General features: G+C 69.8%; 28 protein-coding genes. 18 read left to right on the top strand and 10 right to left on the bottom strand.

Translation table 11 applies throughout. From position 1 onward, the window contains the following. The first annotated feature begins 85 nt into the window (after window positions 1-85). From purS to EAO79_RS08030, 6 genes are all read left to right on the top strand, one after another. Window positions 86-346, top strand: a complete 261-nt coding sequence (gene purS, locus EAO79_RS08060) for a phosphoribosylformylglycinamidine synthase subunit PurS (protein ID WP_064294182.1) — start codon at window positions 86-88, stop codon at window positions 344-346. Continuing rightward, the gene (gene purQ / locus EAO79_RS08055) at window positions 343-1,044 is read left to right on the top strand and encodes a phosphoribosylformylglycinamidine synthase subunit PurQ (protein ID WP_064294181.1); all 702 of its coding nucleotides are present in this window, start codon (window positions 343-345) and stop codon (window positions 1,042-1,044) included. The genes purS and purQ overlap by 4 nt, the downstream gene beginning before the upstream one ends. 348 nt (window positions 1,045-1,392) lie before the next feature. Next, window positions 1,393-2,100, top strand: coding sequence for a FadR/GntR family transcriptional regulator (locus EAO79_RS08050; RefSeq protein WP_124768647.1), 708 nt, complete (start codon window positions 1,393-1,395; stop codon window positions 2,098-2,100). A 482-nt stretch (window positions 2,101-2,582) separates the two neighbouring features. Beyond that, window positions 2,583-3,854, top strand: coding sequence for an HNH endonuclease signature motif containing protein (locus EAO79_RS08040; protein WP_124768645.1), 1,272 nt, complete (start codon window positions 2,583-2,585; stop codon window positions 3,852-3,854). A gap of 556 nt (window positions 3,855-4,410) precedes the next feature. Continuing rightward, window positions 4,411-5,319 carry an NAD(P)-dependent oxidoreductase gene (locus tag EAO79_RS08035; protein WP_124768644.1) on the top strand — a complete coding sequence of 303 codons (909 nt, stop codon included), beginning with the start codon at window positions 4,411-4,413 and terminating at the stop codon, window positions 5,317-5,319. Between the two features lie 103 nt (window positions 5,320-5,422). Next, window positions 5,423-6,676, top strand: a complete 1,254-nt coding sequence (locus EAO79_RS08030) for a four-carbon acid sugar kinase family protein (protein ID WP_124768643.1) — start codon at window positions 5,423-5,425, stop codon at window positions 6,674-6,676. Here the strand turns inward: EAO79_RS08030 and EAO79_RS08025 are convergent. Next, window positions 6,673-7,044 (bottom strand): helix-turn-helix domain-containing protein, encoded by a 372-nt coding sequence (locus EAO79_RS08025; RefSeq protein ID WP_064294176.1) that lies wholly within the window; start codon window positions 7,042-7,044, stop codon window positions 6,673-6,675. The genes EAO79_RS08030 and EAO79_RS08025 overlap by 4 nt on opposite strands. Before the next feature lie 116 nt (window positions 7,045-7,160). On the opposite strand from EAO79_RS08025, the gene EAO79_RS08020 reads away from it, so the two are divergent. The 5 genes from EAO79_RS08020 to EAO79_RS08000 all read left to right on the top strand — a co-directional run bounded on the left by EAO79_RS08020 (window position 7,161) and on the right by EAO79_RS08000 (window position 12,577). Then, window positions 7,161-8,018 (top strand): SDR family oxidoreductase, encoded by an 858-nt coding sequence (locus EAO79_RS08020; protein ID WP_124768642.1) that lies wholly within the window; start codon window positions 7,161-7,163, stop codon window positions 8,016-8,018. 213 nt (window positions 8,019-8,231) lie between these two features. Further along, entirely contained in the window at window positions 8,232-9,935 is a 1,704-nt protein-coding gene (locus EAO79_RS08015; RefSeq protein ID WP_124768641.1) for an amidohydrolase, read from the top strand. 1 nt (window position 9,936) lies between these two features. Next, the gene (locus EAO79_RS08010; RefSeq protein WP_192004516.1) at window positions 9,937-10,830 is read left to right on the top strand and encodes an ABC transporter substrate-binding protein; all 894 of its coding nucleotides are present in this window, start codon (window positions 9,937-9,939) and stop codon (window positions 10,828-10,830) included. A gap of 2 nt (window positions 10,831-10,832) precedes the next feature. Then, on the top strand, window positions 10,833-11,804 hold the full coding sequence (locus tag EAO79_RS08005) for an amino acid ABC transporter permease (protein WP_079705041.1): 972 nt from the start codon (window positions 10,833-10,835) through the stop codon (window positions 11,802-11,804). Beyond that, a complete protein-coding gene (locus EAO79_RS08000; RefSeq protein ID WP_274598595.1) occupies window positions 11,801-12,577 on the top strand; it encodes an amino acid ABC transporter ATP-binding protein in 777 nt (258 codons plus the stop codon). Before EAO79_RS08005 ends, EAO79_RS08000 begins: the two co-directional genes overlap by 4 nt. A 75-nt stretch (window positions 12,578-12,652) precedes the next feature. Here EAO79_RS08000 and EAO79_RS07995 read toward each other — a convergent pair whose 3' ends face one another. The 6 genes from EAO79_RS07995 to EAO79_RS07970 form a co-directional block, all read right to left on the bottom strand. Next, window positions 12,653-12,871: a hypothetical protein gene (locus EAO79_RS07995; RefSeq protein WP_124768640.1), complete on the bottom strand. Its 219-nt coding sequence runs from the start codon at window positions 12,869-12,871 to the stop codon at window positions 12,653-12,655. A gap of 151 nt (window positions 12,872-13,022) precedes the next feature. Then, entirely contained in the window at window positions 13,023-13,646 is a 624-nt protein-coding gene (locus EAO79_RS07990) for a hypothetical protein (protein ID WP_124768639.1), read from the bottom strand. Beyond that, entirely contained in the window at window positions 13,643-14,251 is a 609-nt protein-coding gene (locus tag EAO79_RS07985; protein ID WP_124768638.1) for a DUF6286 domain-containing protein, read from the bottom strand. Before EAO79_RS07985 ends, EAO79_RS07990 begins: the two co-directional genes overlap by 4 nt. After that, window positions 14,248-14,661: a hypothetical protein gene (locus EAO79_RS07980; protein ID WP_124768637.1), complete on the bottom strand. Its 414-nt coding sequence runs from the start codon at window positions 14,659-14,661 to the stop codon at window positions 14,248-14,250. Before EAO79_RS07980 ends, EAO79_RS07985 begins: the two co-directional genes overlap by 4 nt. Further along, window positions 14,658-14,849: a DUF2273 domain-containing protein gene (locus EAO79_RS07975; protein WP_056008790.1), complete on the bottom strand. Its 192-nt coding sequence runs from the start codon at window positions 14,847-14,849 to the stop codon at window positions 14,658-14,660. Before EAO79_RS07975 ends, EAO79_RS07980 begins: the two co-directional genes overlap by 4 nt. After that, on the bottom strand, window positions 14,846-15,304 hold the full coding sequence (locus tag EAO79_RS07970) for an Asp23/Gls24 family envelope stress response protein (protein WP_079001390.1): 459 nt from the start codon (window positions 15,302-15,304) through the stop codon (window positions 14,846-14,848). The genes EAO79_RS07975 and EAO79_RS07970 overlap by 4 nt, the downstream gene beginning before the upstream one ends. A gap of 241 nt (window positions 15,305-15,545) precedes the next feature. Here EAO79_RS07970 and purL point away from each other — a divergent pair, with 241 nt between their 5' ends. Then, window positions 15,546-17,879 (top strand): phosphoribosylformylglycinamidine synthase subunit PurL, encoded by a 2,334-nt coding sequence (gene purL / locus EAO79_RS07965; protein WP_079705037.1) that lies wholly within the window; start codon window positions 15,546-15,548, stop codon window positions 17,877-17,879. A gap of 264 nt (window positions 17,880-18,143) precedes the next feature. Here purL and EAO79_RS07960 read toward each other — a convergent pair whose 3' ends face one another. Next, window positions 18,144-18,584, bottom strand: coding sequence for an FCD domain-containing protein (locus EAO79_RS07960; protein WP_079705036.1), 441 nt, complete (start codon window positions 18,582-18,584; stop codon window positions 18,144-18,146). Window positions 18,585-18,765: 181 nt separating this feature from the next. Between EAO79_RS07960 and EAO79_RS07955 the strand changes: the two genes are divergently transcribed. Together EAO79_RS07955 and pnuC are read left to right on the top strand one after the other, a co-directional pair. Next, window positions 18,766-19,452: a GntR family transcriptional regulator gene (locus EAO79_RS07955; protein WP_124768636.1), complete on the top strand. Its 687-nt coding sequence runs from the start codon at window positions 18,766-18,768 to the stop codon at window positions 19,450-19,452. Window positions 19,453-19,589: 137 nt separating this feature from the next. After that, window positions 19,590-20,255 (top strand): nicotinamide riboside transporter PnuC, encoded by a 666-nt coding sequence (gene pnuC, locus EAO79_RS07950; RefSeq protein ID WP_079705035.1) that lies wholly within the window; start codon window positions 19,590-19,592, stop codon window positions 20,253-20,255. Here pnuC and EAO79_RS07945 read toward each other — a convergent pair. After that, the gene (locus EAO79_RS07945) at window positions 20,186-21,520 is read right to left on the bottom strand and encodes a cell wall metabolism sensor histidine kinase WalK (RefSeq protein WP_124768635.1); all 1,335 of its coding nucleotides are present in this window, start codon (window positions 21,518-21,520) and stop codon (window positions 20,186-20,188) included. The two genes, pnuC and EAO79_RS07945, sit on opposite strands and share 70 nt — an antisense overlap. Next, window positions 21,520-22,182 (bottom strand): response regulator transcription factor, encoded by a 663-nt coding sequence (locus EAO79_RS07940; protein ID WP_079705033.1) that lies wholly within the window; start codon window positions 22,180-22,182, stop codon window positions 21,520-21,522. The genes EAO79_RS07945 and EAO79_RS07940 overlap by 1 nt, the downstream gene beginning before the upstream one ends. Before the next feature lie 190 nt (window positions 22,183-22,372). Between EAO79_RS07940 and EAO79_RS07935 the strand changes: the two genes are divergently transcribed. From EAO79_RS07935 to EAO79_RS07920, 4 genes are read left to right on the top strand one after another with little or no spacing between them, the layout of a single operon-like run. Further along, on the top strand, window positions 22,373-22,900 hold the full coding sequence (locus tag EAO79_RS07935) for a hypothetical protein (protein WP_124768634.1): 528 nt from the start codon (window positions 22,373-22,375) through the stop codon (window positions 22,898-22,900). Beyond that, window positions 22,897-23,961: a peptidoglycan-binding protein gene (locus EAO79_RS07930; protein WP_124768633.1), complete on the top strand. Its 1,065-nt coding sequence runs from the start codon at window positions 22,897-22,899 to the stop codon at window positions 23,959-23,961. Before EAO79_RS07935 ends, EAO79_RS07930 begins: the two co-directional genes overlap by 4 nt. Further along, window positions 23,958-24,689: an ABC transporter ATP-binding protein gene (locus EAO79_RS07925; RefSeq protein ID WP_240043950.1), complete on the top strand. Its 732-nt coding sequence runs from the start codon at window positions 23,958-23,960 to the stop codon at window positions 24,687-24,689. Before EAO79_RS07930 ends, EAO79_RS07925 begins: the two co-directional genes overlap by 4 nt. Continuing rightward, a complete protein-coding gene (locus EAO79_RS07920; protein ID WP_241161017.1) occupies window positions 24,686-25,897 on the top strand; it encodes an ABC transporter permease in 1,212 nt (403 codons plus the stop codon). The genes EAO79_RS07925 and EAO79_RS07920 overlap by 4 nt, the downstream gene beginning before the upstream one ends. Window positions 25,898-25,968 lie beyond the last annotated feature (71 nt).

Raw genomic sequence — 25,968 nt, 5'->3', positions numbered from 1 at the left:
GTCCGACGCACCTCGTCGGACGGGCGTCGTGCGCTCGGCGCTAGACTGTTCGCATCCCCGCCGCGTCGCAACGAAAGAGACCTCCGTGCCGACCATCGTCGTAGAAGTCATGCCGAAAGCCGAACTGCTGGACCCCCAGGGCAAGGCCGTCGCCGGCGCCCTCGCGCGTCTCGGCAAGAGCGAGTTCACCGATGTCCGCATCGGCAAGCGCTTCGAGCTCACGGTCGACGGCCCCATCACCGACGCCACGCGCGCCACGGTGCAGCAGATCGCCGACGACATCCTCTCGAACGCCGTGATCGAGGACGTCGTGGCCATCCACTACCCCGAGGGCTCCGAGGCATGACGACCCGTATCGGTGTCATCACCTTCCCCGGTTCGCTCGACGACCGCGACGCCCAGCGCGCGGTCCGCATGGCGGGTGCCGAGCCCGTCGCGCTCTGGCACGGCGACCACGACCTCCAGGGTGTCGACGCCGTCATCCTGCCGGGTGGCTTCAGCTACGGCGACTACCTCCGCGCCGGCGCGATCGCCGCAGTCTCGCCGATCATGACCGAGCTGAAGGACGCCGCCGGCAAAGGCATGCCGATCCTCGGGATCTGCAACGGCTTCCAGATGCTCGTCGAGGCGCACCTGCTGCCCGGTGGCCTCATCCGGAACGCCCACCAGCAGTTCATCCGTCGCGACCAGCTGCTCACGGTCGAGAACGCCGACACCGCCTGGACCCACCAGTTCTCGAAGGGGCAGGAGATCACCATCCCGCTCAAGAACGCCGACGGCGGCTACATCGCCGACGCCGAGACCCTGGCACGCGTTGAGGGCGAGGGCCTGGTCGCCTTCCGCTACGCGGGCGTGAACCCGAACGGTTCCCTCGACGACATCGCCGGCCTCACGAACCCGGCCGGCAACGTCGTCGGGCTCATGCCGCACCCCGAGCACGCGATCGAGCCGGGCTTCGGTCCCGACACCCCGCTCGCCATGCGCTCCGGTGTCGACGGTCTCGCCTTCTTCACGAGCGCTGTGCAGGCCCTCCAGGCGGTCTAGCAAACACACGTCGTCTCCACGCCCGTCCCGATCCGTCGGGACGGGCGTGTTGCGTCGGTGGAGGGATCCCGCAGCGCCGCCCAGGTCCCTGAGCGCCGCCCGGTCCCTGAGCCTCAATCCGATCCCTGAGCCCCACCCCGGTCACTGAGCCCCAATCCGGTCACTGAGCCCCAATCCGGTCTCTGAGCCTCAACCCGGTCCCAGAGCGCCAATCCGGTCCCCGAGCCCCAATCCGGTCCCTAAGCCCCAATCCGGTCCCTGAGCCCCAATCCGGTCCCTGAGCTTGTCGAAGGGCGGCCCGCACCACCGGCTACCATCGACACTGGTCGGACCAATCGAGGGGGCAGCATGGCGGAGCCGCTCGAAGCGCTCGTGGCGAGGCTCGTTGAGCTGGCCACGCCGGAGCCCGGCACCACCGCGCGGCGCCTGCCTCCGGAACGCGAGCTCGGCGAGGCACTGCAGATGAGCCGCGGCGCCCTTCGCGAACAGCTCGCGGTCCTCGAACGGCTCGGCTTCCTCCACCGCACCCAGGGTCGGGGCACCTCCATCGACGCTCCGGGCGACGACTTCGTCCGCAGTTGGTTCACCATCTCCCGTCAGCTGGGCTACCTGTCCGACGATCAGTTCGCCCGCTCGCGCATGATGCTGGAGGAGACCGTCGCCGAGGCGGCGGCCGGGCTCGTCACCGACGAAGCGGTCGCGGTGCTGCGCGACGACGTCGACCGCATGATCGCCGCGACGCTCGCCGGGGATCACGATGCGGCGCTCGAGGCCGACGTCGACTTCCACAGCCGACTGAACGCCATCGTCGACGACCCGATCTTCCGACTCATGCACGAGGGCTTCAGTCACGTGCTGCGCGAGACGATCCGGCAGCGTCGACTCCGCGCGATCGAGGTGGAGCAGCCGGACGAGCGTGGCGTCCGGCGGACCGACAGCGTGCACTACGCCGTCGTCGACGCCCTGGCCGCTCGAGACGCCGAGGCCTCCCGACGCGCGATGCGCCGGCACTTCGAGGACTGGTTGCAGCTCGAAACCGACGACGGCGCGAGCTGACGCGTCGCGACCCCGACGCCGTCCGGCAACCTCAGCCGATCCCTGAGCCTGTCGAAGGGCCCGCGGAACACATCCAAACCGGCGCACCCTCCCACTCACCAACCCCGTCGACGAGCAACCCTTCCCCGCTCCCTGAGCTTGTCGAAGGGCCAACGATGGAACCCCGCGAGTCCGGCCACACCCCTCCGGCCTCCGAGTCTGTCGAAGTGCCCACGTCAGCACTTCGACAAGCTCAGTGACCGGAAGAGGTGCATGCGAAAACCCTCCGGTCCCAGAGCACCCCCTCCGGTACCCGAGCAACCCCCTCCGGTCCCTGAAGCACCCCCTCCGGTCCCTGAGCTTGTCGAAGGGCACACGGAGGAACCCTGCGAATCCGGTATGCCCCCTCCGGTCCCTGAGCCTGTCGAAGGGCCCACGAGCAACTTCCACAACCGCTTCGACTCAGCATCTGGAATGTCAGCGGTTCGTGGTGGACTTGTTCCATGACCGAGACCACCTCCGCCGCGATCCGCGCGAGCGACGAGTGCGCCGCGCGGCTGGTGGAGTTCTCGGACGAATACGCGGAGATCCAACGGCTGCGAGCAGCGCTCGATGCACGAGAGGCCCGGCTCCTGGCCCGCTCCGCCGCATACGCGGACGCCTTCGCAGACGTCACGGTCCCGGCGATCTTCCCGCCGGCCGAACGACTGGCCCTGTCGCGCCGCTCCACCTGCGCAGCCCTCGCGATGGCAACCCGAACGCCTGAGCAGACGGTGCAGCGGGCGACGAACGACGCCGAGCGCCTCGTGAATGATGCTCCGGCCGTGCTCGCCTCGCTCGAGGCCGGGCGCATCTCGGCACGGCACGCGCAGACGATCATCGACCAACTCAGTGACGTGCCGACCGCAGGACGGGCGGCGTTCCTCGCTGAGGTACTCCCGGTTGCGGAGGAGACGACCAACGCGAACCTTCGCAGGCGCGCTCGTGTCCTGCGGGAGCGTCTCCACCCCGAATCGATCACCGCCCGAGCGGTTCGCTCCGAAGCTGACCGCCGGGTCGAGTTCGAGCCCGCGGCCGACGGCATGGCGTGGGTGCACTTGTTCACGACGGCGCCCATCGCGCAGGGCATCGTCGAGCGCGTCGAAGCGGCCGCGGCGGAGTCACGTAAGGCGGGCGACACTCGCACCTGCGCTCAGCTGCAGGCGGATGCTCTCGCGGCGCTCGCGCTCACCGGTGTGACCCCGGACGACGTGATGTCGAGCCTGGTGCTTCCGCATCCGATCGAGGTCCAGGAGCACATCAAGCCCACCGTGCAGATCACCGTCCCCGCGCTCACCGTGGCCGGCGTCTCCGACGCACCCGGCATGCTCGACGGCTACGGTCCGATCGACCCCGAGACCGCCGCCCGCATCGCGGTGAACGCGCCAAGCTTCACCCGGATCCTCGTCCAACCCGAAACCGGCGCGATCCTCTCCGTCGGACGCAACCAGTACCGCGTTCCCGCCGACCTGCAGCGCGCAGTGCGCCTCCGGGACGGCACCTGTCGCGCACCAGGCTGCGGCAGACGCGCCCGGGCCTGCGACCTCGACCACTCGGTTGCCTGGGAGGACGGCGGGGCAACGGATGTCGGCAATCTCGCCTGCCTGTGTCGACATCATCACCGGATGAAGCATCTGCCCGGCTGGAACCTCGACCACGGACCCGGTGGCTTCCTCGAGTGGACGACACCCGACGGGAAGCACCATCGAACGGAACCGGATCCCGCACCGTTCTGAACCCCGCCGCAGTCCCTGAGCCTGTCGAAGGGTTCCTCGTGGGCACTTCGACAGGCTCAGTGACCGGGCTGGCCTGTGCTCGCACGCTTTCGGTCCCTGAGCCTGTCGAAGGGCACTCGGGTCGCGCCGCCTCGATGAGCGGGAGAGGTTCACCCGGAACGCTGAGGAGTCCTCGTGGGCACTTCGACAAGCTCAGTGACCGGGCTGGCCTGTGCTCGCACGCTTTCGGTCCCTGAGCCTGTCGAAGGGCACTCGGGTCGCGCCGCCTCGATGAGCGGGAAAGGTTCACCCGGATGGCCCGGTCCCTGAGCCCGTCGAAGGGCAGCTGAGCCGCGCCACCTCGGTCATCGGGCTAGGGTTCCCCGAATCACCCTCGATCGCTGAGCTGCGCCGCAGTGCGCCTGTCGACGGGTCCTCGGGGGCATTTCGACAAGCTCAATGGCCGGAAGGAGCCGCGTACCCCGTGTCGACGGGCAGCCGGGCGCCCACCACCGGGCGCTTGCCCGTGTCGACACCGGCGGCTACGATTGGTCCAACCAATCCACCGGAGGACGCCATGGCATCGACGCCACTGCCCGCACGCACCATCACCTTCGTCGGTATCGGCGCGATCGGCCTGCCGATGGCCACCCAGCTCGCCGCGGCCGGCCACCGGGTCACGGGCGTCGACCCCTTCCCCGCCGCACGGGAACGCGCGGACGCCGCCGGCATCAGCGCGGTCGAGTCGATCACCGAGGCGCCACAGGCCGACACCGTCGTGGTCATGGTCGCGACGCCCGACCAGCTCGCCGAACTCGTCACCCTCGCCCTCGCCGCCACCGATCCCTCCGGCCAGACCTGGATCATCATGAGCACCGTCGGCCCCGCCTCCGTCGTCGAGCAGGCCGCCCGTCTCGAAGCCGCGGGCGCAGCGGTCGTCGACGCACCGGTCACCGGCGGCGTGGCACGCGCCAGCACCGGCGAGCTCACCATGTTCGTATCCGGATCCCCCGCCGCCACCGCGGCCGCAGCGGAGCCGCTCGCCGCCCTCGGCACAGCCAGGCTCGTCGGCGAAGCCATCGGCGACGGCCAGGCGATCAAGGTCGTCAACCAGCACCTCTGCGCGGTGCACATCGCCGCTGCCGCCGAAGCCCTCGCCCTCGCGTCCTCGCTCGGACTCGACCCGGCGGCCGTCCTCCCCCTCGTCGAGTCCGGTGCAGCCGCGTCCTGGATGCTGTCGGACCGCGGACCCCGCATGCTGCAGGACACCGATGCCCCGGTGATGAGCCGCGTCGACATCTTCGTCAAGGACACCGGCCTCGTCGCCGATGCGGCGAGCGCCGCCGGAGCCGCGACCCCCGTCCTCGACGCGGCGCGCGAACGCTTCCTCGCCGCTGCGGCGTCCGGCCTCGGCGCACGCGACGACTCCCGCGTGATCGAGACCTACCAGGATGCCGGCCACCCCCGCCAGGAGACGCGCGCATGAAGACCCTGATCCTCGACGACGGCACGTCGCACCGCCCAGGAGCCCCACGCACGACGCCCCAGCCCCTCGGAGCCGCACGTTCCACCACCCAGGAGCCCCACGCATGAAGACCCTCATCCTCGACGACGACCCCACCGGCACGCAGTCGGCCTCCGGCGTCGACGTCCTGCTGGAGTGGGACGCCGACCTCATCGAGCAGGCCCTCGGCGGAGCCGACGCGGTCTACCTGCTCACCAACACCCGCGCCGTGCGGGAGGACGAGGCCGTCGCGCTCCTGGAACGCACCCGCGAGCAGGCGGCGGAGGCCGGCCGTCGTCTCGGAGAACGCATCCACATCGTCCTCCGAGGTGACTCGACCCTGCGCGGGCACGTGTTCGCCGAGACCGCCGTCTTCACCGGGGACCGCAGCGTCATCGTGTTCGTCCCGGCCTTCCCGGAGGGCGGGCGGACGACCATCGACGGCACCCACTACGTCCGGATCGGTGACGAGACACTGCCGGCCCACGAGACGGAGTACGCCCAGGACCCCGTGTTCCCGTTCCGCTCGGGACACCTGCCGGACTACGTGCGCGAACAGTCCGGGCGGGAGGCCGCCCACTTCGGTCTGGCGGGTCTTCGCGACGGCGCCGCCGAGTTCCGTGCAGCGCTCCGTGACGCCGCTCCCGGAACGGTGCTCCTTCCGGATGCGGAGACGGGAGACGACGTCCGGATCGTCGCGCAGGCCATCACGGCGGCCTGGGCCGACGGATCCGACGTGGTCGTCCGGTCGGCGTCCCCCCTCGCTGCGGCCATCGCGGGCGTCGAGAGCGACGGGCTCCTCCCCTCGCCGCTCGTCGCGGAGCCGGTCGCCGCGCTCCTCGTCTGCGGCTCCCACACCATCGGTGCGACGCGACAGCTTGCGCCCGTCGAGGCGGCGTTCGGCCCCGCCGAGATCGTCCCCACGAGCGACGCCCTCCAGGATGCCGCCGCCACCGGACGGGCCGTGGCGGACGCCGCTCGAGCGCGACTCACCGCGACGGGGTTCGCCGCGATCTCGTCCGAGCGGGAACGGGACGCCTCGCACAACACGCTCGACCACGGCGAGCGGGTGATGATCGCGCTGACGTCGGCGACCGCTGCGCTCCGACGATCGGTGGAGGTCGTCGTGTCGAAGGGCGGCATCACCTCCGCCGAGGTCGCCCGGGTCGGACTCGGCGCCAGACGCGCGCGCGTCCTCGGACAGGTGCTGCCCGGGGTCTCGGTGTGGAGCGTGGTGACACCCGAGGACGAGGAGAAGCTCTACGTGGTCGTCCCGGGGAACGTCGGCGACCCATCGACGCTCGTGGACGTCCTTGCGGCACTCGGCCGGACCGCCTAGCGTCCGAGGATCTCCGACGCGTTGTGGTCGATCCACGCCATCAAGGGCATCAGGTGCTCGTTGAGGTCGCGACCGCGGTCGCTCAGGCTGTACTCGACACGGGGCGGGATCTCGGGGTGTGCGACGCGGACGACGAGGCCGTCCTCCTCGAGCGTGCGGAGTGTCTGGGCCAGCATCTTCTCGCTGATGCCCTGGACCACCCGTCGCAGCTCACCCCAGCGATGGGTGCCGTCGGACAGCGCCAGGAGGACGAGGACGCCCCACTTGCTGGTCACGTGGTCGAGCACCGTGCGCGAGGGGCAGGCGGCAGGCAGGATGCCGTCGGTGAATCCGGGGCGTCTTCCCAGCTGCGTGTCTACGCTTGTCATGGCTCATTCCTTACTTATCGGACAGTAGCTTACCTCAAAGTGGGTACTGCAGATCGGGAAGTAATGTGATCGGAAGCGGGTTCCTCCTCAGCGAACCCCATCGAAAGGACCCTCACATGTCTCTCGTCGTCACCGGAGCCACCGGCCAGCTCGGCCACCTCGTCGTCGAGCACCTGCTCGCCCGCGGCACCGACCCCGCCACCATCGTCGCCACCGGCCGCCGGACCGAGGCGCTCGCCGATCTCGCCGCGCAGGGCGTCCGTACCTCGAAGGTCGACTTCGCCGACCCGGCCACCCTCGACGCCGCCCTCGAGGCCGGCGACACGGTCCTGCTCGTCTCCAGCAGCGAGGTCGGCCAGCGCGTCGCCCAGCACGCCGCGGTCATCGACGCCGCCAAGCGCGCCGGCGTCGCCCGCCTCGTCTACACGAGCGCGCTCCGTGCCGACACCTCCCCGCTGATCCTCGCCCCCGAGCACAAGGCGACCGAGGAGCTCATCCACGCGTCCGGCCTCCCCTTCACCATCCTCCGCAACGGCTGGTACACCGAGAACTACGGCCAGTCCGTCGACCAGGCCAAGGCGACCGGATCGTTCGTCGGGAGCGTCGGCGACGGTCTCGTGTCGAGCGCGTCGCGCACCGACTACGCGGAGGCGGCCGCCGTCGTCCTCACCACCGACGGACACGAGGGCAAGGCCTACGAGCTCGCCGGCGACGTCGCGTGGTCGCACAACGAGCTGGCGCAGGCGATCGGCGAGGTCATCGGCCGCGAGGTCGCGTACCAGGACCTCTCCCCCGAGGACCACCTGAAGGCCCTGCTGGCCGCCGGTCTCGATGAGGGCACCGCGGGATTCGTCGTCGCCCTCGACGGCAACACCCGTGACGGGCTCCTCGCCGACACGAGCGGCGACCTCGGTCGGCTGATCGGGCGTCCGACCACGCCCCTGATCGAAGGACTGCGCACGCTCGTCGCCTAAGCCGCGTCCACACCTCCTGCAATCAGCCGGGCCCGGAGCACATGCTCCGGGCCCGTTCGCGTGCGCTGACGCCACGGCTGGAGGAATCCGTTGCAGAAACGCGATCCGACGCACGAATCCGTCACCTCGATCCGGGTTATGCTCTCGATACCGCTAGCGCGCCGAGGATGACGCGCCGGCCAGACGGCACCACCGACGCTTCGAGCAGGTGATATGACGAGCAACGCGGACACGGTCTTCACCGGAGGCACCGTCTTCCGGAACGCCCTGCTCACGCCGCAGACCGGTGCCGTCGCCGTCTCCGACGGCCGGATCGTCGCTCTCGACGCCGACGCACACGCGGCGATCGGTCCCGACACCGAGATCGTGGACCTCCGAGGCGGTCTGCTGCTCCCCGGCTTCGTCGACGCGCACGTCCATCCGATTGAGGCCGGACTCGAACAGCTCGCGTGCGACCTGTCGGCCGAGCGCACCCCCGAGGAGTACCTCGCCACGATCGCCGCCTACGCCGAGGCCCACCCCGAGCGCCCGTGGATCGTCGGCGGCGGCTGGCAACAAGCCGCCTTCCCCGGCGGCACCCCGCTCGCCGCTGACCTCGACCGGGTGGTGCCGGACCGCCCCGTCTTCCTCCAGAACCGCGACCACCACGGTGCCTGGGTGAACACCGCGGCACTCCGCCTCGCCGGCATCGACCACACCACACCGGACCCCGCCGACGGCCGGATCGAGCGGGACGCGGACGGCACCCCGAACGGCATGCTCCACGAGGGTGCCCGCTCGCTCGTGTCCCGGTTCGTCCCCGTCGACACCGATGAGGACGTCGCGGCCGCCCTCATCGCAGCTCAGCAGACCCTCCACGGCTTCGGCGTCACCGGCTGGCAGGATGCGATCGTCGGCGACTACGGCAGTCACACCGACACGAGCGACGCCTACCTGCAGGCGATGGCGGACGGGTCACTCACCAGCGACGTCGTGGGGGCGCTCTGGTGGGACCGGGATCGTGGACTCGAGCAGATCGACGAACTCATCGCACGCCGCGACGCGATCGCACGCCGCGCCGCAGCCCTCGGGACGACGACCGGGCGCTTCACGGCGGGCACCGTCAAGATCATGCAGGACGGCATCCCCGAGAACCGGACCGCCGCGATGATCGACCCCTACCTCCGCACCTGCCACTGCGGAGACACCGCGCCCGAGCGCGGCATCTCCTTCCTGGAGCCCGCGACCCTCGTCGAGGCGGTCACGAGGCTCGACGCCGCCGGATTCCAGGTCCACTTCCACGCGATCGGCGACCGGGCGGTCCGCGAGTGCCTCGACGCCCTGGAGGCAGCGCGGGAGCGCAACGGCGAGAGCGACAACCGGCACCACATCGCGCACGTGCAGATCGTCCACCCCGACGACCTGCCGCGGTTCGCCCGACTCGGCGTCACGATGAACATGCAGGCGCTCTGGGCCACGTGGGAGCCCCAGATGGTCGAGCTGAACCTGCCCCTGCTCGGCGAGGATCGCGCCTCCTGGCAGTATCCGTTCGGCGATGCGGCACGACTCGGCACCCTGCTCTGCGCCGGATCGGACTGGCCCGTCACGACCCCCGACCCGTGGCAGGCCCTGCATGTGGCCGTCAACCGGACGCTGCCCGTCGACGATCCAGACCACCACCCCGAACCGCTCAACCCGGGACAGTCGCTGACGCTCGGAGCCGCGATCGCCGCGTACACGCACGGGTCCAACCGGATCGACCACCGCGACGACACCGGAGTGATCGAGGTCGGCGCCGTCGCAGACCTCGTCCTCGTCGATCGCGACCCGTTCGCCGGCCCCACCACCGAGATCGCGCACACCAGGACCGTCGGGACCTGGATCGCCGGACGCCGCGTCTTCACCTCCACCACCACATCAACCGAGCAAGGAACCTGACATGAAGAACCGATACCTGCTCCCGGCCGCACTCACGGCCGCCGCCGCGCTGCTGCTCACCGGCTGCGTCAACAACGAGGTCGCCACACCCGACGCCACCGGCTCAGCTGCCGCGGTGACCGTCGACAAGGCCGCCGAGGCACTGCTCCCCGACGACATCCGTCAAGCCGGCAAGCTCATCCTCGGCACCGACGCGACCTACGCGCCCAACGAGTTCAAGGACGCGAACGGCGACCCGATCGGTTGGGAGATCGAGCTCGCCGACGCGATGGCCGGCAAGCTCGGCCTCACCACCGACTACCAGGTGGCGAAGTTCGACAACATCATCCCGAGCATCACCGGTGGCAAGTACGACGTCGGGCTGTCGTCCTTCTTCGACACCAAGGAGCGTCAGCAGCAGGTCGACATGGTCGACTACTTCACGGCCGGGATCCAGTGGGCGACCCTCGCGGGCAAGTCCGTCGACCCCGACAACGCCTGTGGGCTGAAGGTCGCCGTCCAGAACGGCACGACGGAGGCCCTCGACGACGTCCCCGCCAAGTCACAGGCCTGCACGGACGCCGGCAAGCCCGCGATCGAGGCCCTCGGCTACGACACGCAGGACGAGGCGACGGCAGCGGTCACGCTCGGCCGCGCCGACGCGATGACCGCCGACTCCCCGGTCGTGCAGTACGCCGTCCAGCAGAGCGACGGGAAGCTCGAACTCTCCGGTGACGTCTACTCCACGTTCCTCTACGGCATGCCGATCGCCAAGGACCGTGGCGACCTCGGCAAGGCCCTCCAGGCCGCCCTGCAGTCCCTCATGGAGGACGGCACCTACGGCTCGATCCTGAGCAAGTGGGGCGTCGAGTCCGGTGCCATCGACAAGATCGACATCAACGGCGCGACGAGCTGACCGTGAGCGACTCCAGAACCACCGGAACGGCGTCCGCGCCCCCGGTGCCGTTGAAGGTCGTCAAGCTCCGCCATCCGTGGCGGAACGTGTTCGCCGTCATCATCGTGCTGTTGCTCGTCGCCTTCGTGGTCGACGCGGCGACGCGACCGGCGTACGACTGGCCGGCCGTCGGCAAGTACGTCTTCGACCGGCGGATCACCATGGCAGCGCTCATCACGCTGCAGCTGACGGTGTACTCGATGATCGGCGCCATCGTCCTCGGCGTCGTGCTCGCGATCATGAGACTGTCGCCGAACCCGGTGCTCAAAGCCATCGCATGGGGCTTCGTCTGGCTGTTCCGCGGGACGCCGGTCTACGTGCAGCTGGTCTTCTGGGGCCTGCTCGCGACGATCTACCCGACGCTCAACATCGGACTGCCGTTCCTCCCGCCGATCGCGCAGCTGCCGACGGACGCCGCGCTGAACACGTTCTGGATCGCCGTCATCGGGCTGGCGCTCAACGAGGCCGCCTACATGTCGGAGATCGTGCGCGCCGGTCTGCTGTCGGTGGACCGCGGACAGGAGGAGGCGTCGACGGCGCTCGGGATGAGTTGGGCGCAGACGATGCGGCGGGTCATCCTGCCGCAGTCGATGCGGATCATCATCCCGCCGACCGGCAACGAGGTGATCTCGATGCTCAAGACCACCTCGCTCGTGACGGCCGTCCCGTTCACGCAGGAGCTCTACACGAGGTCGCGGGACATCTCGTCCGAGACGTTCAACCCGATCCCGCTGCTCATCGTCGCGTCGCTCTGGTACCTGCTGTTCACCTCGATCCTGATGGTGGGTCAGTACTTCCTGGAGAAGCGGTTCGCGCGCGGGCTCACCAGGATCGACGCGGGGGCACCGGTCACGACCGAGGCCATCCAGGTCCAGGAGGCCGAGGCGCGCGCCAAGCAGAGTCCTGCCGACGGCGAGAGCGGAGAACGACGATGACGATCACGGACACGACCGACATGGTCCGCGCGGAGGGCGTGGTGAAGTCCTTCGGCTCGAACACGGTCCTCAAGGACATCTCGCTCACGGTACGACGCGGCGAGGTGATGTGCCTGGTCGGGCCGTCGGGCTCCGGCAAGTCGACCTTCCTGCGCTGCATCAACCACCTGGAGCGGGTCGACGGCGGACGGTTGCTCGTCGAGGGTGACCTCATCGGCTACCGCGAGCGGGGCGACAAGCTCTACGAGTTGAAGCCCAAGGAGGCGGCGAAGCAGCGGCGCGACATCGGCATGGTGTTCCAGCGGTTCAACCTGTTCCCCCACATGACGGCGCTCGAGAACATCATCGAGGCACCCATGCAGGTGAAAGGCCAACGGCGCGCGGTCGCCGAGCAGCGCGGCCGGGAACTCCTGGACCGGGTCGGTCTGAGCGACAAGGCGGCGGCGTACCCCGGCCACCTGTCAGGCGGTCAGCAGCAGCGGGTCGCGATCGCGCGGGCCCTCGCGATGGACCCGAAGCTCATGCTGTTCGACGAGCCGACCTCGGCACTCGACCCGGAGCTGGTCGGCGAGGTCCTCGACGTCATGAAGGGACTCGCGAAGGACGGCATGACGATGATCGTCGTCACGCACGAGATGGGGTTCGCCCGGGAGGTGGCCGACTCACTCGTGTTCATGGACGGCGGCGTCGTCGTGGAGACGGGAGCACCCCGCGAGGTGCTCGCCAACCCGCAGCACGCCAGGACGCGGGCGTTCCTGTCGAAGGTGTTGTGAGCACGAACGCCGCCCGCTCCCCCAGACTGGGGCGAGCGGGCGGCGTTCCACCCGAGGACGGGCGGGCGAAGGGGCTCAGTGGAGCTTCTTCTGGACTTCCTTCTGGGCCTTCGCCGTGGCCTTCTTCGCGTTCTTCACGGCCTTCTTGCGCGCCTTCTCGACGCGAGGGTCGTTCCAGAACTCTCCTGCGGCGTGCTTGATCTCGCGGTACCGGGTGCGTCCGGCCTTCGCGCCGAGCGTGTAGGCACCGAAGGCGATGAGGCCGACGATGATGAGGAGGATCTTCTTACCCATGGTGTTGCTCCCTCTCCCACGGATCGCCGTGGGGCGTTGATGTGTCCCGATGGTTCATCCCGCGACACAGGCATTCTGCGACGCGCGGCTGCGGATCAGCCGATTCGGACGGGGGCTTGCAATTGCGCCGGCACGTCCGGATCAGTGACGGTCACTGGAGGACGCGCTTCGGCTTGGCGGCGCGGAAGCCGCCACCGACCTCGACGAGGACGGGGAGCTCGACGCCGAGCAGGCGGTCGAGCGACTCCACCGCCGTGCTGACGGTCTCCACCGCTGTGCGGGGCGAGACGCCGCGCCGGCAGGTGACGGCGACCTTGAGCGCCTGCGCCCGGTTCACCTCCCAGGCGGAGACGCGGACGGATGAGAACGCTTCGGTGTCGTCGAGCGCATCGCCGAGCGCGTTGGCCGCGACGTCCGTCTCGAGCACGATGTCGCCGTGCTCGACGGTCGCGCGATGCACGACGCCGGAACGGCCACGACCCTGACGCAGGACGAACGGGATGAGCAGGGCGGCGACGATCACGAGCAGCACGATCCCGACGATCGGGACGAGGACCGGGGCCGTCTGTCCGGCGTCCGCGCCGGGCGCAGCGGCGAACGGGTTCCAGGCGAACCAGCCGTCGATCGTGTCGAGCACCGCGTCACGGTTGTCGCGCCACCAGTCGGCGACGACGGGCACGGTGACGACGGCGAGCGCCGCCGCCCCGATCACGACGAACACGAGTCCGATGAGGAGGATGAGCAGACGGTTCAGTCCGCGGTTGGTGGAGTTCACTGTCCGACCTTCCCGTTGGACGAGATGGAGGTGGTCGCCCGGAGCGACGGCTGCAGGCCGAACGCGTCGAGGTCGGCGGCGACGGCGCGGTCGACCTCGGACCGGTCGACGGGCATGCCGCTGGCGGGGGTGATCCGGATCGCGGCGCTCCGCCGGCCGACGGCCACGGAGGTGCCGTCAGGATGCGTGGCAGCCGTCGTCGAAGCGCGCTGTGCGAGGGCCGACGCGATGACCTCGTCATCGACGACCGCGAGTACGCGCCCGGTCGACAACAGATGGCGGTGACGACGCCCCGGTCCGAGCGCGATCCCGATGAGGACCACCCCGAGCAGGAGCACGAGTGCGCCTGCGACGGCGAGGATGACGGGCTGCGTCGTCGGCAGGCTGGCCGCGGCTCCCGGGATCTCACTCGGGGCGACGAGGAGCGGGCGGACGCCGATGAGGGCGAGCACCGTCTCCACGGCGATCCAGAGCGCGACGAGCACGAGCAGGACCGCGAGGAGGATCGCGGCGGTCGAGCGCGGCGAGTGCAGTTCGCGGCGAGCCAGACGCCGGAGCACCCGCGTCGGGCCGGTGACCGGGGTCGTGGCTGCTGTTGCGGTCATGAGACGCGTCCTTCCTGGTCGATCTCGAGTCCGCTCACGCGGATGGAGACGCGCGAGACGCTCGAACCGGACAACTGCTCGACGCGAGCGGCGATGGCACCGGTGGCGGCCGAGACCCGTTCGACGATGGAGCCCCCTGAACGCTGGAGCGCGTCGGGGGTGGCCGAGACGCGCGCCAGTGGGATCGCGCGCATCGGCGAGGTGACGATGAGCGCGAGTGCACCCCGGTCGTCGGCGAGCTCGACCTTCACGCGTCCCGCCGGGACCCCGAGCGATTCGGCCGCGATGTTCACGGCGACGTGCTCGAGGGCCTTCGCGGTGATCCGCGTCCGGCCCGGCCCGCCGTGCGGGTGCACGACGGGAGCTTCGGCGACCGAGGGGACACCCCGGTCGAGGACGGCGGTGGTCATGACGAGACGCGCTTCCCGCGGACGGCGTCGACGATCGCGTTCAGATCGGTCTGGCCGGTGACGATGCGGGCCACGAGGGCGCCGATCCCCATCGCGACCGCGACGAACACGAACGCCCAGAACCCGAAGGCCACCCAGCTGAGTGCGAGGACGGCGCCGATCAGGATGCCGGTGTTGGTTGCGGTCACTGGACTCGCGCCTCGGCGTTCTGGTCCTCGTCGTCGGACGGGATGAAGACGTCGCTGACGGTCACGTTGACCTCGGTGACCTCCATGCCGACGAACTGCTCGATCGCGCGGATGATGGAGGCACGGACCTCGCTCGCGACGGCCTGCAGGTCGACCGGGTAGTCGGCGACGATCACGACGTCGACGGCGACCTGGGTCTCGCCGACCTCGACGCGGATGCCCTGCGACAGGTCGGAGGAGCCGATGGCGTCGCGGATGGCACCGAAGGCACGGGCTGCGCCACCACCGAGGGCGTGCACGCCGCGGACCTCGCGGGCTGCGATGCCGGCGATCTTCGCGACCACGCCGTTGTCGATGACCGTCTTGCCGTGGGTGTTCGTCTGCGTGGCGGCGTTGTTCTCGCCGACGACACCCTTCGTGACGGTGGGCTTCGGGGAGTTGGTGGTGTTCGACATGGTGTTGCCCTTCCTGGTTCGTCTCGAGCGAGCGGTTGATCGCTTCGTTGGTGATAGGACGCAACCATCGCACCGATCGTCACGGTCGATCTCGAAGCTCGTGAGGAGACCGCGAATCAGGCACCGCACCGTGACGAATCGGCGTCGACCTCCGTCGCCCATCCGAGGATCTGTTCGTCGCCGCGCGCCGCTAAGATTGGTGGGTCCGGCATCCCACCACTTCCTTTGGAGTCCTGCCCTCGTGACGACCACCACCCCCACCAGCTCCGCCGTCGCCGACACCGTCGAGAACGCCGTCGCGACACCGGACCGCGAGCAGCCCTACGGCGCCCTCGGCCTGAAGGCCGACGAGTACGCGAAGATCCGCGAGATCCTCGGCCGTCGTCCCACGAGCGGCGAGCTCGCCATGTACTCGGTCATGTGGAGCGAGCACTGCTCCTACAAGTCCAGCAAGATCTACCTGCGCCAGTTCGGCCAGAAGGTCACCGACGACATGAAGAAGAACCTCATGGTCGGCATGGGCGAGAACGCCGGCGTCATCGACGTCGGCGAGGGGTGGGCCGTGACCTTCAAGGTCGAGAGCCACAACCACCCCTCCTACATCGAGCCCTTCCAGGGTGCGGCCACGGGCGTCGGCGGCATCGTCCGCGACATCATCTCGATGGGTGCCCGACCGGTCGCCATCATGGACCAGCTCCGCTTCGGCGACATCGACCACCCCGACACCGCGCGCGTCGTGCACGGTGTCACCGCCGGCATCTCCTCCTACGGCAACTGCCTGGGCCTGCCGAACATCGGCGGCGAGACCTACTTCGACAAGGTGTACCAGGGCAACCCGCTCGTCAACGCCCTGTCGGTCGGTGTCCTGCGTCACGAGGACCTCCGCCTCGCCAACGCCTCGGGCGTCGGCAACAAGATCGTCCTCTTCGGTGCCCGCACCGGTGGCGACGGCATCGGCGGCGCCTCCATCCTCGCGTCCGACTCCTTCGACGCGAACGGCCCGACGAAGCGTCCGGCCGTCCAGGTCGGCGACCCGTTCGCCGAGAAGGTGCTCATCGAGTGCTGCCTCGAGCTCTACCGCGACAGTCTCGTCGAGGGCATCCAGGACCTCGGTGCCGCCGGCATCTCCTGCGCCACGAGCGAGCTCGCAGCGAACGGCGACGGCGGCATGTTCGTCGAGCTCTCGCACGTGCTGCTGCGCGATCCCTCGCTCACGCCCGAGGAGATCCTCATGTCGGAGTCGCAGGAGCGCATGATGGCCGTCGTCGAGCCGGGCAAGCTCGACGCCTTCCTCGCGGTCACCGACAAGTGGGACGTCGAGACCTCCGTGCTCGGCGAGGTCACCGACACCGGTCGCCTCGTCATCAACTGGCACGGCGAGGAGATCGTCAACGTCGACCCCTCGACCGTCGCGGTCGACGGCCCGGTCTACGAGCGCCCGGTCGCCTACCCCACCTGGATCGACGCCCTGCAGGCCGACTCCGCGTCGGCCCTCCCCCGCACCGACGCCCCTGCCGAGCTGGAGCAGCAGTTCCGCTCACTCCTCGGCTCGGCGAACCTCGCCGACAAGAGTTGGATCACCAACCAGTACGACTACTACGTGATGGGCAACACGGCGCTGTCCTTCCCCGACGACGGCGGCATGATCCGCGTCGACGAGGAGTCCGGCCTCGGCTTCGCCATCGCGACCGACGCGAACGGCCGCTACTGCCAGCTCGACCCGCGCCAGGGCGCGCAGCTCGCGCTCGCGGAGGCCTACCGCAACGTCGCCGTCACCGGTGCCGTCCCGGCCGCCGTCACCGACTGCCTGAACTTCGGCTCGCCGGAGAACCCCGAGGTCATGTGGCAGTTCTCCGAGGCCGTCGCCGGCCTGTCGGACGCCTGCCTCGAGCTCGGCGTGCCGGTCACCGGCGGCAACGTGTCGTTCTACAACCAGACGGGCGACGTCCCGATCTTCCCGACGCCCGTCGTCGGCGTCCTCGGCGTGATCGACGACGTCGCGCGCCGCATCCCGAGCGGATGGCAGGACGAGGGCGACAACCTCTACCTCCTCGGCACCACGTCACTCGAGCTCGACGGCTCCGCCTGGGCCGGGACGATCCACGACCACCTCGGTGGCCTGCCGCCGAAGGTCGACCTCGCCGGCGAGAAGACGCTGGCCGAGCTGCTGCACGCCGCTGCCAAGGAGGGCCTCGTGTCCTCCGCCCACGACCTCTCCGACGGTGGTCTCGCTCAGGCGCTCGCGGAGAGCGTCATGCGCTTCGGTGTCGGTGCCCGGGTCTTCCTCGGTGAGCTGCTCAGCCGCGACGGTGTCGACCTCACGACCGCGCTCTTCTCCGAGTCGACCGGTCGCGTCATCGTGTCCGTGCCGCGCGAGGACGACGTCAAGTTCCAGGGCCTGTGCGAGGGTCGCGGCTACCCGGTGCTGCGCATCGGCGTGACCGACGCCTCCGCCGTGGGCGACGCGACGGAGCCCGCCCTCGAGATCCAGGACGTCCTGACCATCCCGGTCTCCGAACTGCGCCGCGTCTCCAAAAGCGTCCTCCCGGAGCGGTTCGGCCCGGTCATCGGCTGAGCGACCCGCCTGCACACAGCCCCTGCGCCCGACGGTGTGGGGGCTGTGCTGTGTCAGGAGAGGCCAGCGCGGCGCCGACGCGTGAGCTGCATCGAGGTGGCCGCTCCGTCGCCAGAGGATCAGATCGCCGGGTGGGCGGATACCCGAAACCCACCCACCCGACTCACCACCGGGCGCCCAAGCCAGGAACCCGAATGTCCTGACCGGCGTCTCCGGCAGTGGTGTCGCAAGCGACGACTTCAGCATATCAGCATTTGGAATGCTTCACGGAAGCGTCGCGGCCATCCCCCACAGTCGTTCCACGGCCAGTTCCGCAGCGATCGCGTCCCCCTCCGCGACCGCATCCCGGAGGATCGGGAAGTCCACCGCGAGTGACGGCCAATCGAGCCAGTCGGTGTCGGCGGTGACCTCGAGTTGCGGCGACAGCAGCGCGAGTGCGTCGCGAGCGGTCGTGACCAGGATGCGATTCGGGCAGAGGGCGACGAGATGGTCCATGAGCGGCCACGAGAGCTCGGCGTAGGCGACCGGGTCCTGCAAGCCGATCACTCGCGACACCTCGTCCAGCTCGGCGACGAGCGCCGCTCGGTCGGCATCCTCGAGGACGGGCACGGTCACCCGCGTCACGCCACCCAGCAGCGCCCCGAGCGTCTGGAAGAGATGGATCCGCCGATGGCGGGGTCTGCTGGCCGTCGAATCTGCCGACATGCGTCCCACCTTCCTGCCGCTCCGAGGTACGCCGTGCGCGCCAGGATAGCAAGGCTCGGCGCACCCGGCTGCACCTGTGCATCCGGCATGTTCACCAACACATGAGGCACAAAACTATCCAACACACCTTGGATATCGGTATTCTGAACTGGTCATATCCCAGCTCGACGATCGGAGTCCCATGCCTGTTCCCAAAACCGTCGAGACGAGCCCTCGGAAGCTCCTGCGCGACATCGTCTTCGAGCAGCTCCTGACCGCGATCGAAGACGGCACCCTCGAGCCCGGCGAGCGCCTCAACGACGAAGAGCTCGAGAAGTGGCTCGGCGTCTCGAGGACCCCGATCCGCGAAGCGATCAGCAAGCTCGCCGACATCGGACTGGTCGAAACCGCACCGCAGCGGTACACCCGCGTCGCGAAGCCCACCGCCGAGCAGTACGCCGAAGCACTGCGCCTCCTGAACGGCTTCCACGAGCTCAGCGCACGGTGGAGCATCCCGCAGTTCACCGACGAGGACGTCGCGGCGTTCCGCGAACTCGGCGACGCCGTGCTCGCGGACATCGAAGCGCGTGACAAGCACGTCCTCCGGTCGTCCTCCGCCTTCGCCGACTTCATGGTCGAGCGTTCGGGCAACTCGCTGCTGCAGCAGGTCGCCCGTCAGATGAACACCCGGGTGACCTACACCTCGCTGCCGACGATCGACTTCTTCCAGTGGGACATCTTCGCCGCGTACGTCACCGGGCTGGTCGCGGCCGCCGAGGCACGTAGCGCCGAGGAGGCCGAGCGCGTCATGCGCAAGCAGGCCGAGGCCACCGACGCCTTCCTCGAGCAGGTCATCGCCGCCGGTGGAGGACTGCCCGCCGCGAGCTAGCCTGCGAACAGGACCATCGAGCCGCAGATCGTCACAGAGCCGCCTCCCGATCGGGAGGCGGCTCTGCACGTTGTACGGTGGACCGTCGGTCGCGTGACCGCGCATCATCTGGCCACGGACCCGATCGGAGCACTGCAGTGGGGATCCTCCTCTGGCTCTTCGACGCGACGTTCAGGGTCGGCGACCAGGTGGTCCTCTGGCGGGAGGTCGTCGGCAACCTGTTCGGCCTGGCGAGCGCCCTCGGCGGCATGCGTCGCCGCGCCTGGGCCTGGCCCGTCGGCATCATCGGCAACGCGCTCCTCCTGACCGTCTTCCTCGGCGCGGTCTTCCACACGCCGAACCCGACCAACCTCCTGGGGCAGGCGGGCCGCCAGCTCATGTTCATCGTCGTGTCGATCTACGGCTGGGTGCAGTGGCGACGGGTCGAGCGGGTCGAGGCGACGACCGGTCCGGTCGCCGTGATCCGGCCCCGCTGGGCCGGCTGGCGGGTGCGGCTCGTCCTCGTCGGCCTCCTGCTCGGCGGCACGCTGCTCCTGATCCCCGTGTTCCGGGCACTCGGTTCCTACGAGCCGGTCTGGGCCGACGCGTGGATCTTCATGGGCTCCCTGCTCGCGACCTGGGGGATGGCGAAACGCTGGGTGGAGTTCTGGCTCATCTGGGTCGCGGTCGACCTCGTCGGCGTACCGCTCCTGTTCGGCGCCGGGTACTGGGTCTCGGCGTCGATGTACCTGTTCTACGGGGCGTTCACCCTCGCCGGTTTCTTCGTGTGGGCCCGCGGCGAGCGCGTCGCCACGTCGCGCTGAGCTGACGCCTCGGTGCCGGCGTCCGGGCCGCTCGGCGGGAACGTGACGGTCACCACCAGCCCACCCTCCGACCGCGCGGTGAGCTCGAGCGCAGCCCCGTGCACCTCGGCGATGCTCTCCACGATGGCGAGCCCGAGCCCGCGTGACCGCTCCGGACCCCGCGCGACCCGGCCGCCGGCGCGGTAGAACGGTTCGGTGAGCCTCGCGACCACGTCCACCGGGATCGACTCCCCGGAGTTCTCGACCCGGAGGACCACCGCGCCGCCCGCCGGACCGCCCGACCGGCGCACCGAGACCCGCACGAAACCACCGTCGACGTTGTGCCGGACGGCGTTCTGCAGGAGGTTCCCGCACAGCTGGTGCAGCATGGCCTCGTCGCCCCAGACCGCGAGGTCCTGCACCTCGGCCGTGCAGTCGATCCCGCGCGCTCGAGCCGCGGAGGCTGCGGCGACGCTTGCCTCGGAAGCCAGCTCTCCGAGTGCCACGTTCTCACCCCGCAGCTCCGAGTGCTCGAGGTCGGCGAGGTCGAGCACGGCCTCGACGGTCTGGATGCTGCGCGTGTTCGTCTCACGGAGCCGGGCGATGAGTCCCCTGACGGTGTCGTCGTCGAGGTCGTCGCTGGTCGCGGCGACGTCGAGCATCGCCTGGGTCGTCGCGAGCGGGGTCCGCAGCTCGTGCGAGGCGTTCGCCGCGAACCGTTGGTGGGCGCGGAACGATCGGTCGAGCCGCTCGAGCATGTGGTCGAAGGTGTCGGAGAGGTCGGTGATCTCGTCCCGCGGGCCGGCGAGGGCGACCCGATGGTCGAAGGATCCCGTCGCCGCCCGCTGCGCGGCCACGTTGATCGCGTGCAGCGGGCGCAGCAGCCGGCCCGACAGGATCCAGCCACCCCACGCGCTCGCCGCCGCGAGGACGACGAGCACGATGAGCGACCAGACGAGGAGCGTGTTCAGGATGTCGCTCTGGTCCGAGACGACGAGGGCCGCAGTACCGTTCGCCGAGGTCAGCCCCTCGGCCGGCTGGTAGGTGGCCGCCCCGGCGACCTCAGTCGGCGCGGTCGCCCGCCAACGGGTCGCGCCGTCCATGGCCTCGTCGGCCCGCACCGCGGTGATCGCGTACGTCGGGACGTACCGCATGAAGGCGTAGATGAGCGCGAGCATGATCGAGCCGGCGACGGTGAACAGCAGCGCGTACGTCAGCGTCAAGCGCAGACGCACCGTCAAGCGGTTCGGGCGGCTGAGCAACCCCGCTGCGTCGGAACGCGGCATCAGTCGCCCTCGATCCGGTAGCCCGCCCCCGGGACGGTCGTGATCACCCACGGCGAGCCGAGGCGTCGGCGGAGGTTCGAGATGGTCACGCGGATGGTGTTCGTGAACGGGTCGACGTTCTCGTCCCAGGCCTTCTCGAGGAGGGTCTCGGCGCTCACGACCCCGCCGTCGGCGAGCAGCAGCTGCTCGAGGACCGCGAACTCCTTCCGTGACAGCTTCACGTACACGCCGTCGCGGAAGACCTCCCGCCGGAACGGGTCGACTCGCACTCCGGCACGCTCGAGGACCGGAGGGCGCGACTCCGCCGTGCGCCGGGCGAGCGCGCGGAGCCTGGCCACGAGCTCCGGGAACTCGAACGGCTTCACCAGGTAGTCGTCGGCGCCGAGGCCAAGGCCGGACACGGTGTCGTCGAGTCGACGTGCCGCCGTCAGCATCATGACGCGGACACCGGGATGCTCGGCGACCACCGTTCGGCACACCTCGTCGCCGTGGGTGCCCGGCAGGTCCCGGTCGAGGAGCAGGACGTCGTAGTCGTTGATCGTGAGCGCCTCGAGCGCTGCGTCGCCGTCGTGCACGACGTCCGCGGCGATCGCCGCCTGCCGGAGACCGGCTCGGACCGCCTCGGCGAGGTAGACCTCGTCCTCGGCAACCAGGACGCGCATGATGTTCCTCTCGATGGGGTGTGGGGACTCCGGGATCGTACGGACGCTGATCGAGCAACCCCCGAGTGTCGGCTATCTATCGTGCCGTTCGAGACGTTCAGAGAACGTCAACGTTTTCCTTGACGCCCCGACAACGCGCCGCCGAGTGGACTGGTCGTCACCAGTCAGCCCCACCCACTGAGGAGAGCAGATGTCCGACATCACCATCACCCGTTCCGTCCGCCGTCCGGCCGGCAGACTCGCCGCATTCATCGCGATCCCGTTCCTCATCGGATCGTTGGCGGCCTGCAGCTCGGGCTCGCCCGACTCGAGCAGCCAGACCCCGAAGGCGGTGCAATCGTTCGACGACTGGCAGGTCGCCTTCGCCTCCTGCATGCGCGATGAGGGGGTCGACATGCCCGACCCCGAGCAGAACGGCTCTGGCGGTGCGTCCGTGACCCTCGGCGACGGAGACCAGGATGCCTTCCAGGACGCCTCCGCGACCTGCATCGACCGTCTCGGGACGCCTCCAGTACCCACCGGAGGAAACCCCGCGGTCGCCGACGCCTTCGAGCAGCAGCTCGAGATGGCCGAGTGCTTCCGCGAACAGGGATACGAGATGGCCGACCCGGTGGAAGGGCAGGCCATGCAGATCCCCTCCGACGTCACGGAAGAGGTGATGGAAGCCTGCGGTCTCTCGTCCGACTCGAGCGCGCCGCTCGGCTCCACCGACCGATGAGCAACCGACGACGAGGGGTCGTCGTGGCCGTCTGCGTCGGCGCCGTCCTGCTTGCAGGCGGCGCCGCCGCGGCGGTCACGCTGGCACCGACGCAGGGGACGAACCAGGAAGAGCCGGTCAGCAGCATCCGCACCGGCACCGCACCGATCACCGCCGGCGACCTCGCGGGCACGACGCAGGCGAGCGGCACCCTCGACTACGCGGACCAGCGCACCATCGGCGGTGGAGCCGGGATCGTCACGGCGGTGCCCGCTCCCGGCAGCACGGTCTCGCTCGGCGGCACCCTCTACGCCCTCGACAACGTCCCGGTCGTGCTCCTCCACGGACCGCTCCCGACCTGGCGGGCGTTCGAGTCCGGTATGACCGACGGACCGGACGTCCGGCAACTCGAGATGAGCCTCGCGGCCCTCGGCTACTTCGACCGTGAACCGGACGACGAGTTCGCCGCGTCGACCGTGCGTGCCATCGAGCGGTGGCAGAAAGCCCTCGGCGTCGAGGAGACCGGACGCCTGGAGCTCGGATCGGTCGTCTTCATGACGGGCGACGTGCGGATCGCATCGGTCGACGCCGCGGTCGGCACCACCGCCTCGGACAAGATCGTCACCGTCTCGTCCCTCGTGAAGCGCATCGACGTCCCGCTGAAGCTCGCCGATCAGCGGCTCGGCGTCGTCGGGACGAAGGTCGACGTCAACCTCCCCGGCGGACAGCGGACGACCGGCACGGTCACCGATGTCGGCGTCCCCACCGAGTCTGATGCGGACGGACAGAAGAAGGTCACGATCCCGGTCGGCATCACGCTCGACGATCCGGCGGCCGCAGCCGATCTGCAGCGCGCGACCGTGACGGTCGGCTTCCCGACGGAACGACGTGAGAACGTCCTCTCCGTCCCGGTGGAAGCGCTCATCGCGATCGATGACACGACGTTCGGCGTCGAGGTCGTCGAGGGGAACGGGAAGCGCCGTCAGGTCCCGGTCACGACCGGTCTGTTCGCCGATGGTCGGGTCGAGGTCTCAGGCGACGGCATCCGCGAAGGTCTCGACGTCGTGGTGCCGGTGTCATGACCGAGACCATGACGGCATCGTCCGCCGCAGCCGATCGGCCGGCCTGTCCACCGATCATCCACCTCGAGGGCGTCACCCGCGAGTACGGTGAGCCGCCCACGCTCGCGCTCGCGGGTGTCGACCTGACGGTCGAGGAGGGTGAGTTCGTCGCCATCGTCGGACCGAGCGGCTCCGGGAAGTCGACGATGCTCAACCTCATCGGGACCCTCGACCGACCGACCGGTGGGACCGCCCGCATCGCGGGTTCGGACGTCGGACGCCTCTCCGACGCGAAGCTCTCGGCCCTCCGCGCGTACCGCATCGGCTTCGTCTTCCAGCAGTTCCACCTCGCCGACGGCTCGACCACGGTCGACAACGTCGCCGACGGCCTCATCTACGCCGGGGTCCCCCGGGCCGAGCGCCGTCGTCGCGCGGTCGTCGCCCTCGAACGCGTCGGCCTCGGCCACCGTCTCGGTCACCGCCCGACCCAGCTCTCCGGCGGTGAGCGCCAGCGGGTCGCGATCGCACGCGCCGTGGTCGGTGACCCGCCGTTGCTCCTCGCCGACGAACCCACCGGCAACCTGGACTCCGTGTCCGGCGCGAGCATCGTCGAACTGCTGCACGAACTCCACGAGGCCGGCACGACCATCGTCGTGATCACGCACGACGCCGAACTCGCTGCGCGACTCCCCCGCCAGGTGGCGATCCGCGACGGCCGGATCGTGAGCGATTCGGGGCTGGCCGCATGAACGAGGACCACATGAACGCCGACCACGATCGACGGTCGCGGCTCCTCGGTCGCGACGTCCTCCGGCTCGGGACGACGGGTCTGCGGGCACGGCCGACGCGCGCGGTCCTGTCCGCCCTCGGGATCGCGATCGGCATCGCGGCGATGATCGCGGTCGTCGGCATCTCCTCGTCCAGTCAGGCCAAACTGCAGGCGCAGCTCTCCGCTCTCGGGACGAATCTGCTGACCGTCCAACCGGGCCAGAACCTCTTCGGTGAGGCAGCGACCCTGCCCACGAACACCGTCGGCAAGGTGGGACTGGTCGACGGTGTGGAACAGGCCGGCTCCGCCGCAGTGCTGAACGGCGTCCTCGTCTACCGCAGCAGCCTCATCGACCGGGCGTCGAGTGGGGGCCTCGGCGCAGCGGCGGTGACGGAGAGCCTGTTGGACGTCGTGGGCGGTACCCTCGCCACCGGTGAGTGGCTGAACCGGGCGACGGCGAGCTACCCCGCGGTCGTCCTGGGGTCGAAAGCCGCGGAACGGCTGGGTATCGCTACGGTCGGCTCGATGATCCAGCTCGGCGACCAGTACTTCACGGTGGTGGGCATCCTGGATTCGCTCGACCTCGCCCCGGAACTCGACACCACGGTGATGATCGGTGAGACCGTCGCCGCCGAACGCTTCGGGTACGACGGCAAACCGACCACGGTCTACGAACGGTCCTCCGACGAACGCGTCGAGGCCGTCCGCGAGCTCCTCCCCCGCACCGTGAACCCTGCTGCACCCGAGGAGGTCGAGGTCTCCAGGCCGTCGGACGCCCTCGCCGCCAAGCAGGCCGCCGACCAAGCCTTCACCGGTCTCCTCCTCGGACTCGGTTCCGTCGCCCTGCTCGTCGGCGGCATCGGGGTGGCGAACACGATGGTCATCTCGGTCCTGGAACGCCGACGCGAGATCGGCCTTCGTCGCGCCCTCGGGGCCACGCGGGGCCACATCCGGTCCCAGTTCCTCACCGAGGCACTCCTCCTCTCCGCGCTCGGCGGGGTCGCGGGCGCCGCGATCGGTACCGGCGTCACGAGCGTCGTCGCCGCGGTGAACGACTGGCCGACGGCGGTACCCCCGGAGGTGCTGCTCGCGGGCGTCGGCGCGACCCTGGTGATCGGGGCGATCGCCGGCCTCTACCCGGCGATCCGAGCAGCCAGGACGCCACCGACCTCGGCCCTCAGCGGCTGAGTCGGGGCCGCCGCCTGGCTGCTCCGACGCGGGCCCGCTCCAGGAGACCCTGGATCGGGCCCGCGCGGCCG

Origin of the sequence: Plantibacter sp. PA-3-X8 (assembly GCF_003856975.1) — a bacterium.
In the GTDB taxonomy this organism is placed as follows: domain Bacteria; phylum Actinomycetota; class Actinomycetes; order Actinomycetales; family Microbacteriaceae; genus Plantibacter; species Plantibacter auratus.
The sequence above is the reverse complement of the archived record's forward strand: the minus strand, read 5'-3'. Positions and strand labels throughout refer to the sequence as shown.

Coding starts and splice junctions, on each gene's coding strand:
- purQ (WP_064294181.1), top strand. CDS start 343: ATGACGACCCGTATCGGTGTCATCACCTTCCCCGGTTCGCTCGACGAC.
- EAO79_RS08050 (WP_124768647.1), top strand. CDS start 1,393: ATGGCGGAGCCGCTCGAAGCGCTCGTGGCGAGGCTCGTTGAGCTGGCC.
- EAO79_RS08040 (WP_124768645.1), top strand. CDS start 2,583: ATGACCGAGACCACCTCCGCCGCGATCCGCGCGAGCGACGAGTGCGCC.
- EAO79_RS08035 (WP_124768644.1), top strand. CDS start 4,411: ATGGCATCGACGCCACTGCCCGCACGCACCATCACCTTCGTCGGTATC.
- EAO79_RS08030 (WP_124768643.1), top strand. CDS start 5,423: ATGAAGACCCTCATCCTCGACGACGACCCCACCGGCACGCAGTCGGCC.
- EAO79_RS08025 (WP_064294176.1), bottom strand. CDS start 7,044: ATGACAAGCGTAGACACGCAGCTGGGAAGACGCCCCGGATTCACCGAC.
- EAO79_RS08020 (WP_124768642.1), top strand. CDS start 7,161: ATGTCTCTCGTCGTCACCGGAGCCACCGGCCAGCTCGGCCACCTCGTC.
- EAO79_RS08015 (WP_124768641.1), top strand. CDS start 8,232: ATGACGAGCAACGCGGACACGGTCTTCACCGGAGGCACCGTCTTCCGG.
- EAO79_RS08010 (WP_192004516.1), top strand. CDS start 9,937: ATGAAGAACCGATACCTGCTCCCGGCCGCACTCACGGCCGCCGCCGCG.
- EAO79_RS08000 (WP_274598595.1), top strand. CDS start 11,801: ATGACGATCACGGACACGACCGACATGGTCCGCGCGGAGGGCGTGGTG.
- EAO79_RS07995 (WP_124768640.1), bottom strand. CDS start 12,871: ATGGGTAAGAAGATCCTCCTCATCATCGTCGGCCTCATCGCCTTCGGT.
- EAO79_RS07985 (WP_124768638.1), bottom strand. CDS start 14,251: ATGACCGCAACAGCAGCCACGACCCCGGTCACCGGCCCGACGCGGGTG.
- EAO79_RS07980 (WP_124768637.1), bottom strand. CDS start 14,661: ATGACCACCGCCGTCCTCGACCGGGGTGTCCCCTCGGTCGCCGAAGCT.
- EAO79_RS07970 (WP_079001390.1), bottom strand. CDS start 15,304: ATGTCGAACACCACCAACTCCCCGAAGCCCACCGTCACGAAGGGTGTC.
- EAO79_RS07960 (WP_079705036.1), bottom strand. CDS start 18,584: ATGTCGGCAGATTCGACGGCCAGCAGACCCCGCCATCGGCGGATCCAT.
- EAO79_RS07955 (WP_124768636.1), top strand. CDS start 18,766: ATGCCTGTTCCCAAAACCGTCGAGACGAGCCCTCGGAAGCTCCTGCGC.
- EAO79_RS07945 (WP_124768635.1), bottom strand. CDS start 21,520: ATGCCGCGTTCCGACGCAGCGGGGTTGCTCAGCCGCCCGAACCGCTTG.
- EAO79_RS07940 (WP_079705033.1), bottom strand. CDS start 22,182: ATGCGCGTCCTGGTTGCCGAGGACGAGGTCTACCTCGCCGAGGCGGTC.
- EAO79_RS07935 (WP_124768634.1), top strand. CDS start 22,373: ATGTCCGACATCACCATCACCCGTTCCGTCCGCCGTCCGGCCGGCAGA.
- EAO79_RS07930 (WP_124768633.1), top strand. CDS start 22,897: ATGAGCAACCGACGACGAGGGGTCGTCGTGGCCGTCTGCGTCGGCGCC.
- EAO79_RS07925 (WP_240043950.1), top strand. CDS start 23,958: ATGACCGAGACCATGACGGCATCGTCCGCCGCAGCCGATCGGCCGGCC.
- EAO79_RS07920 (WP_241161017.1), top strand. CDS start 24,686: ATGAACGAGGACCACATGAACGCCGACCACGATCGACGGTCGCGGCTC.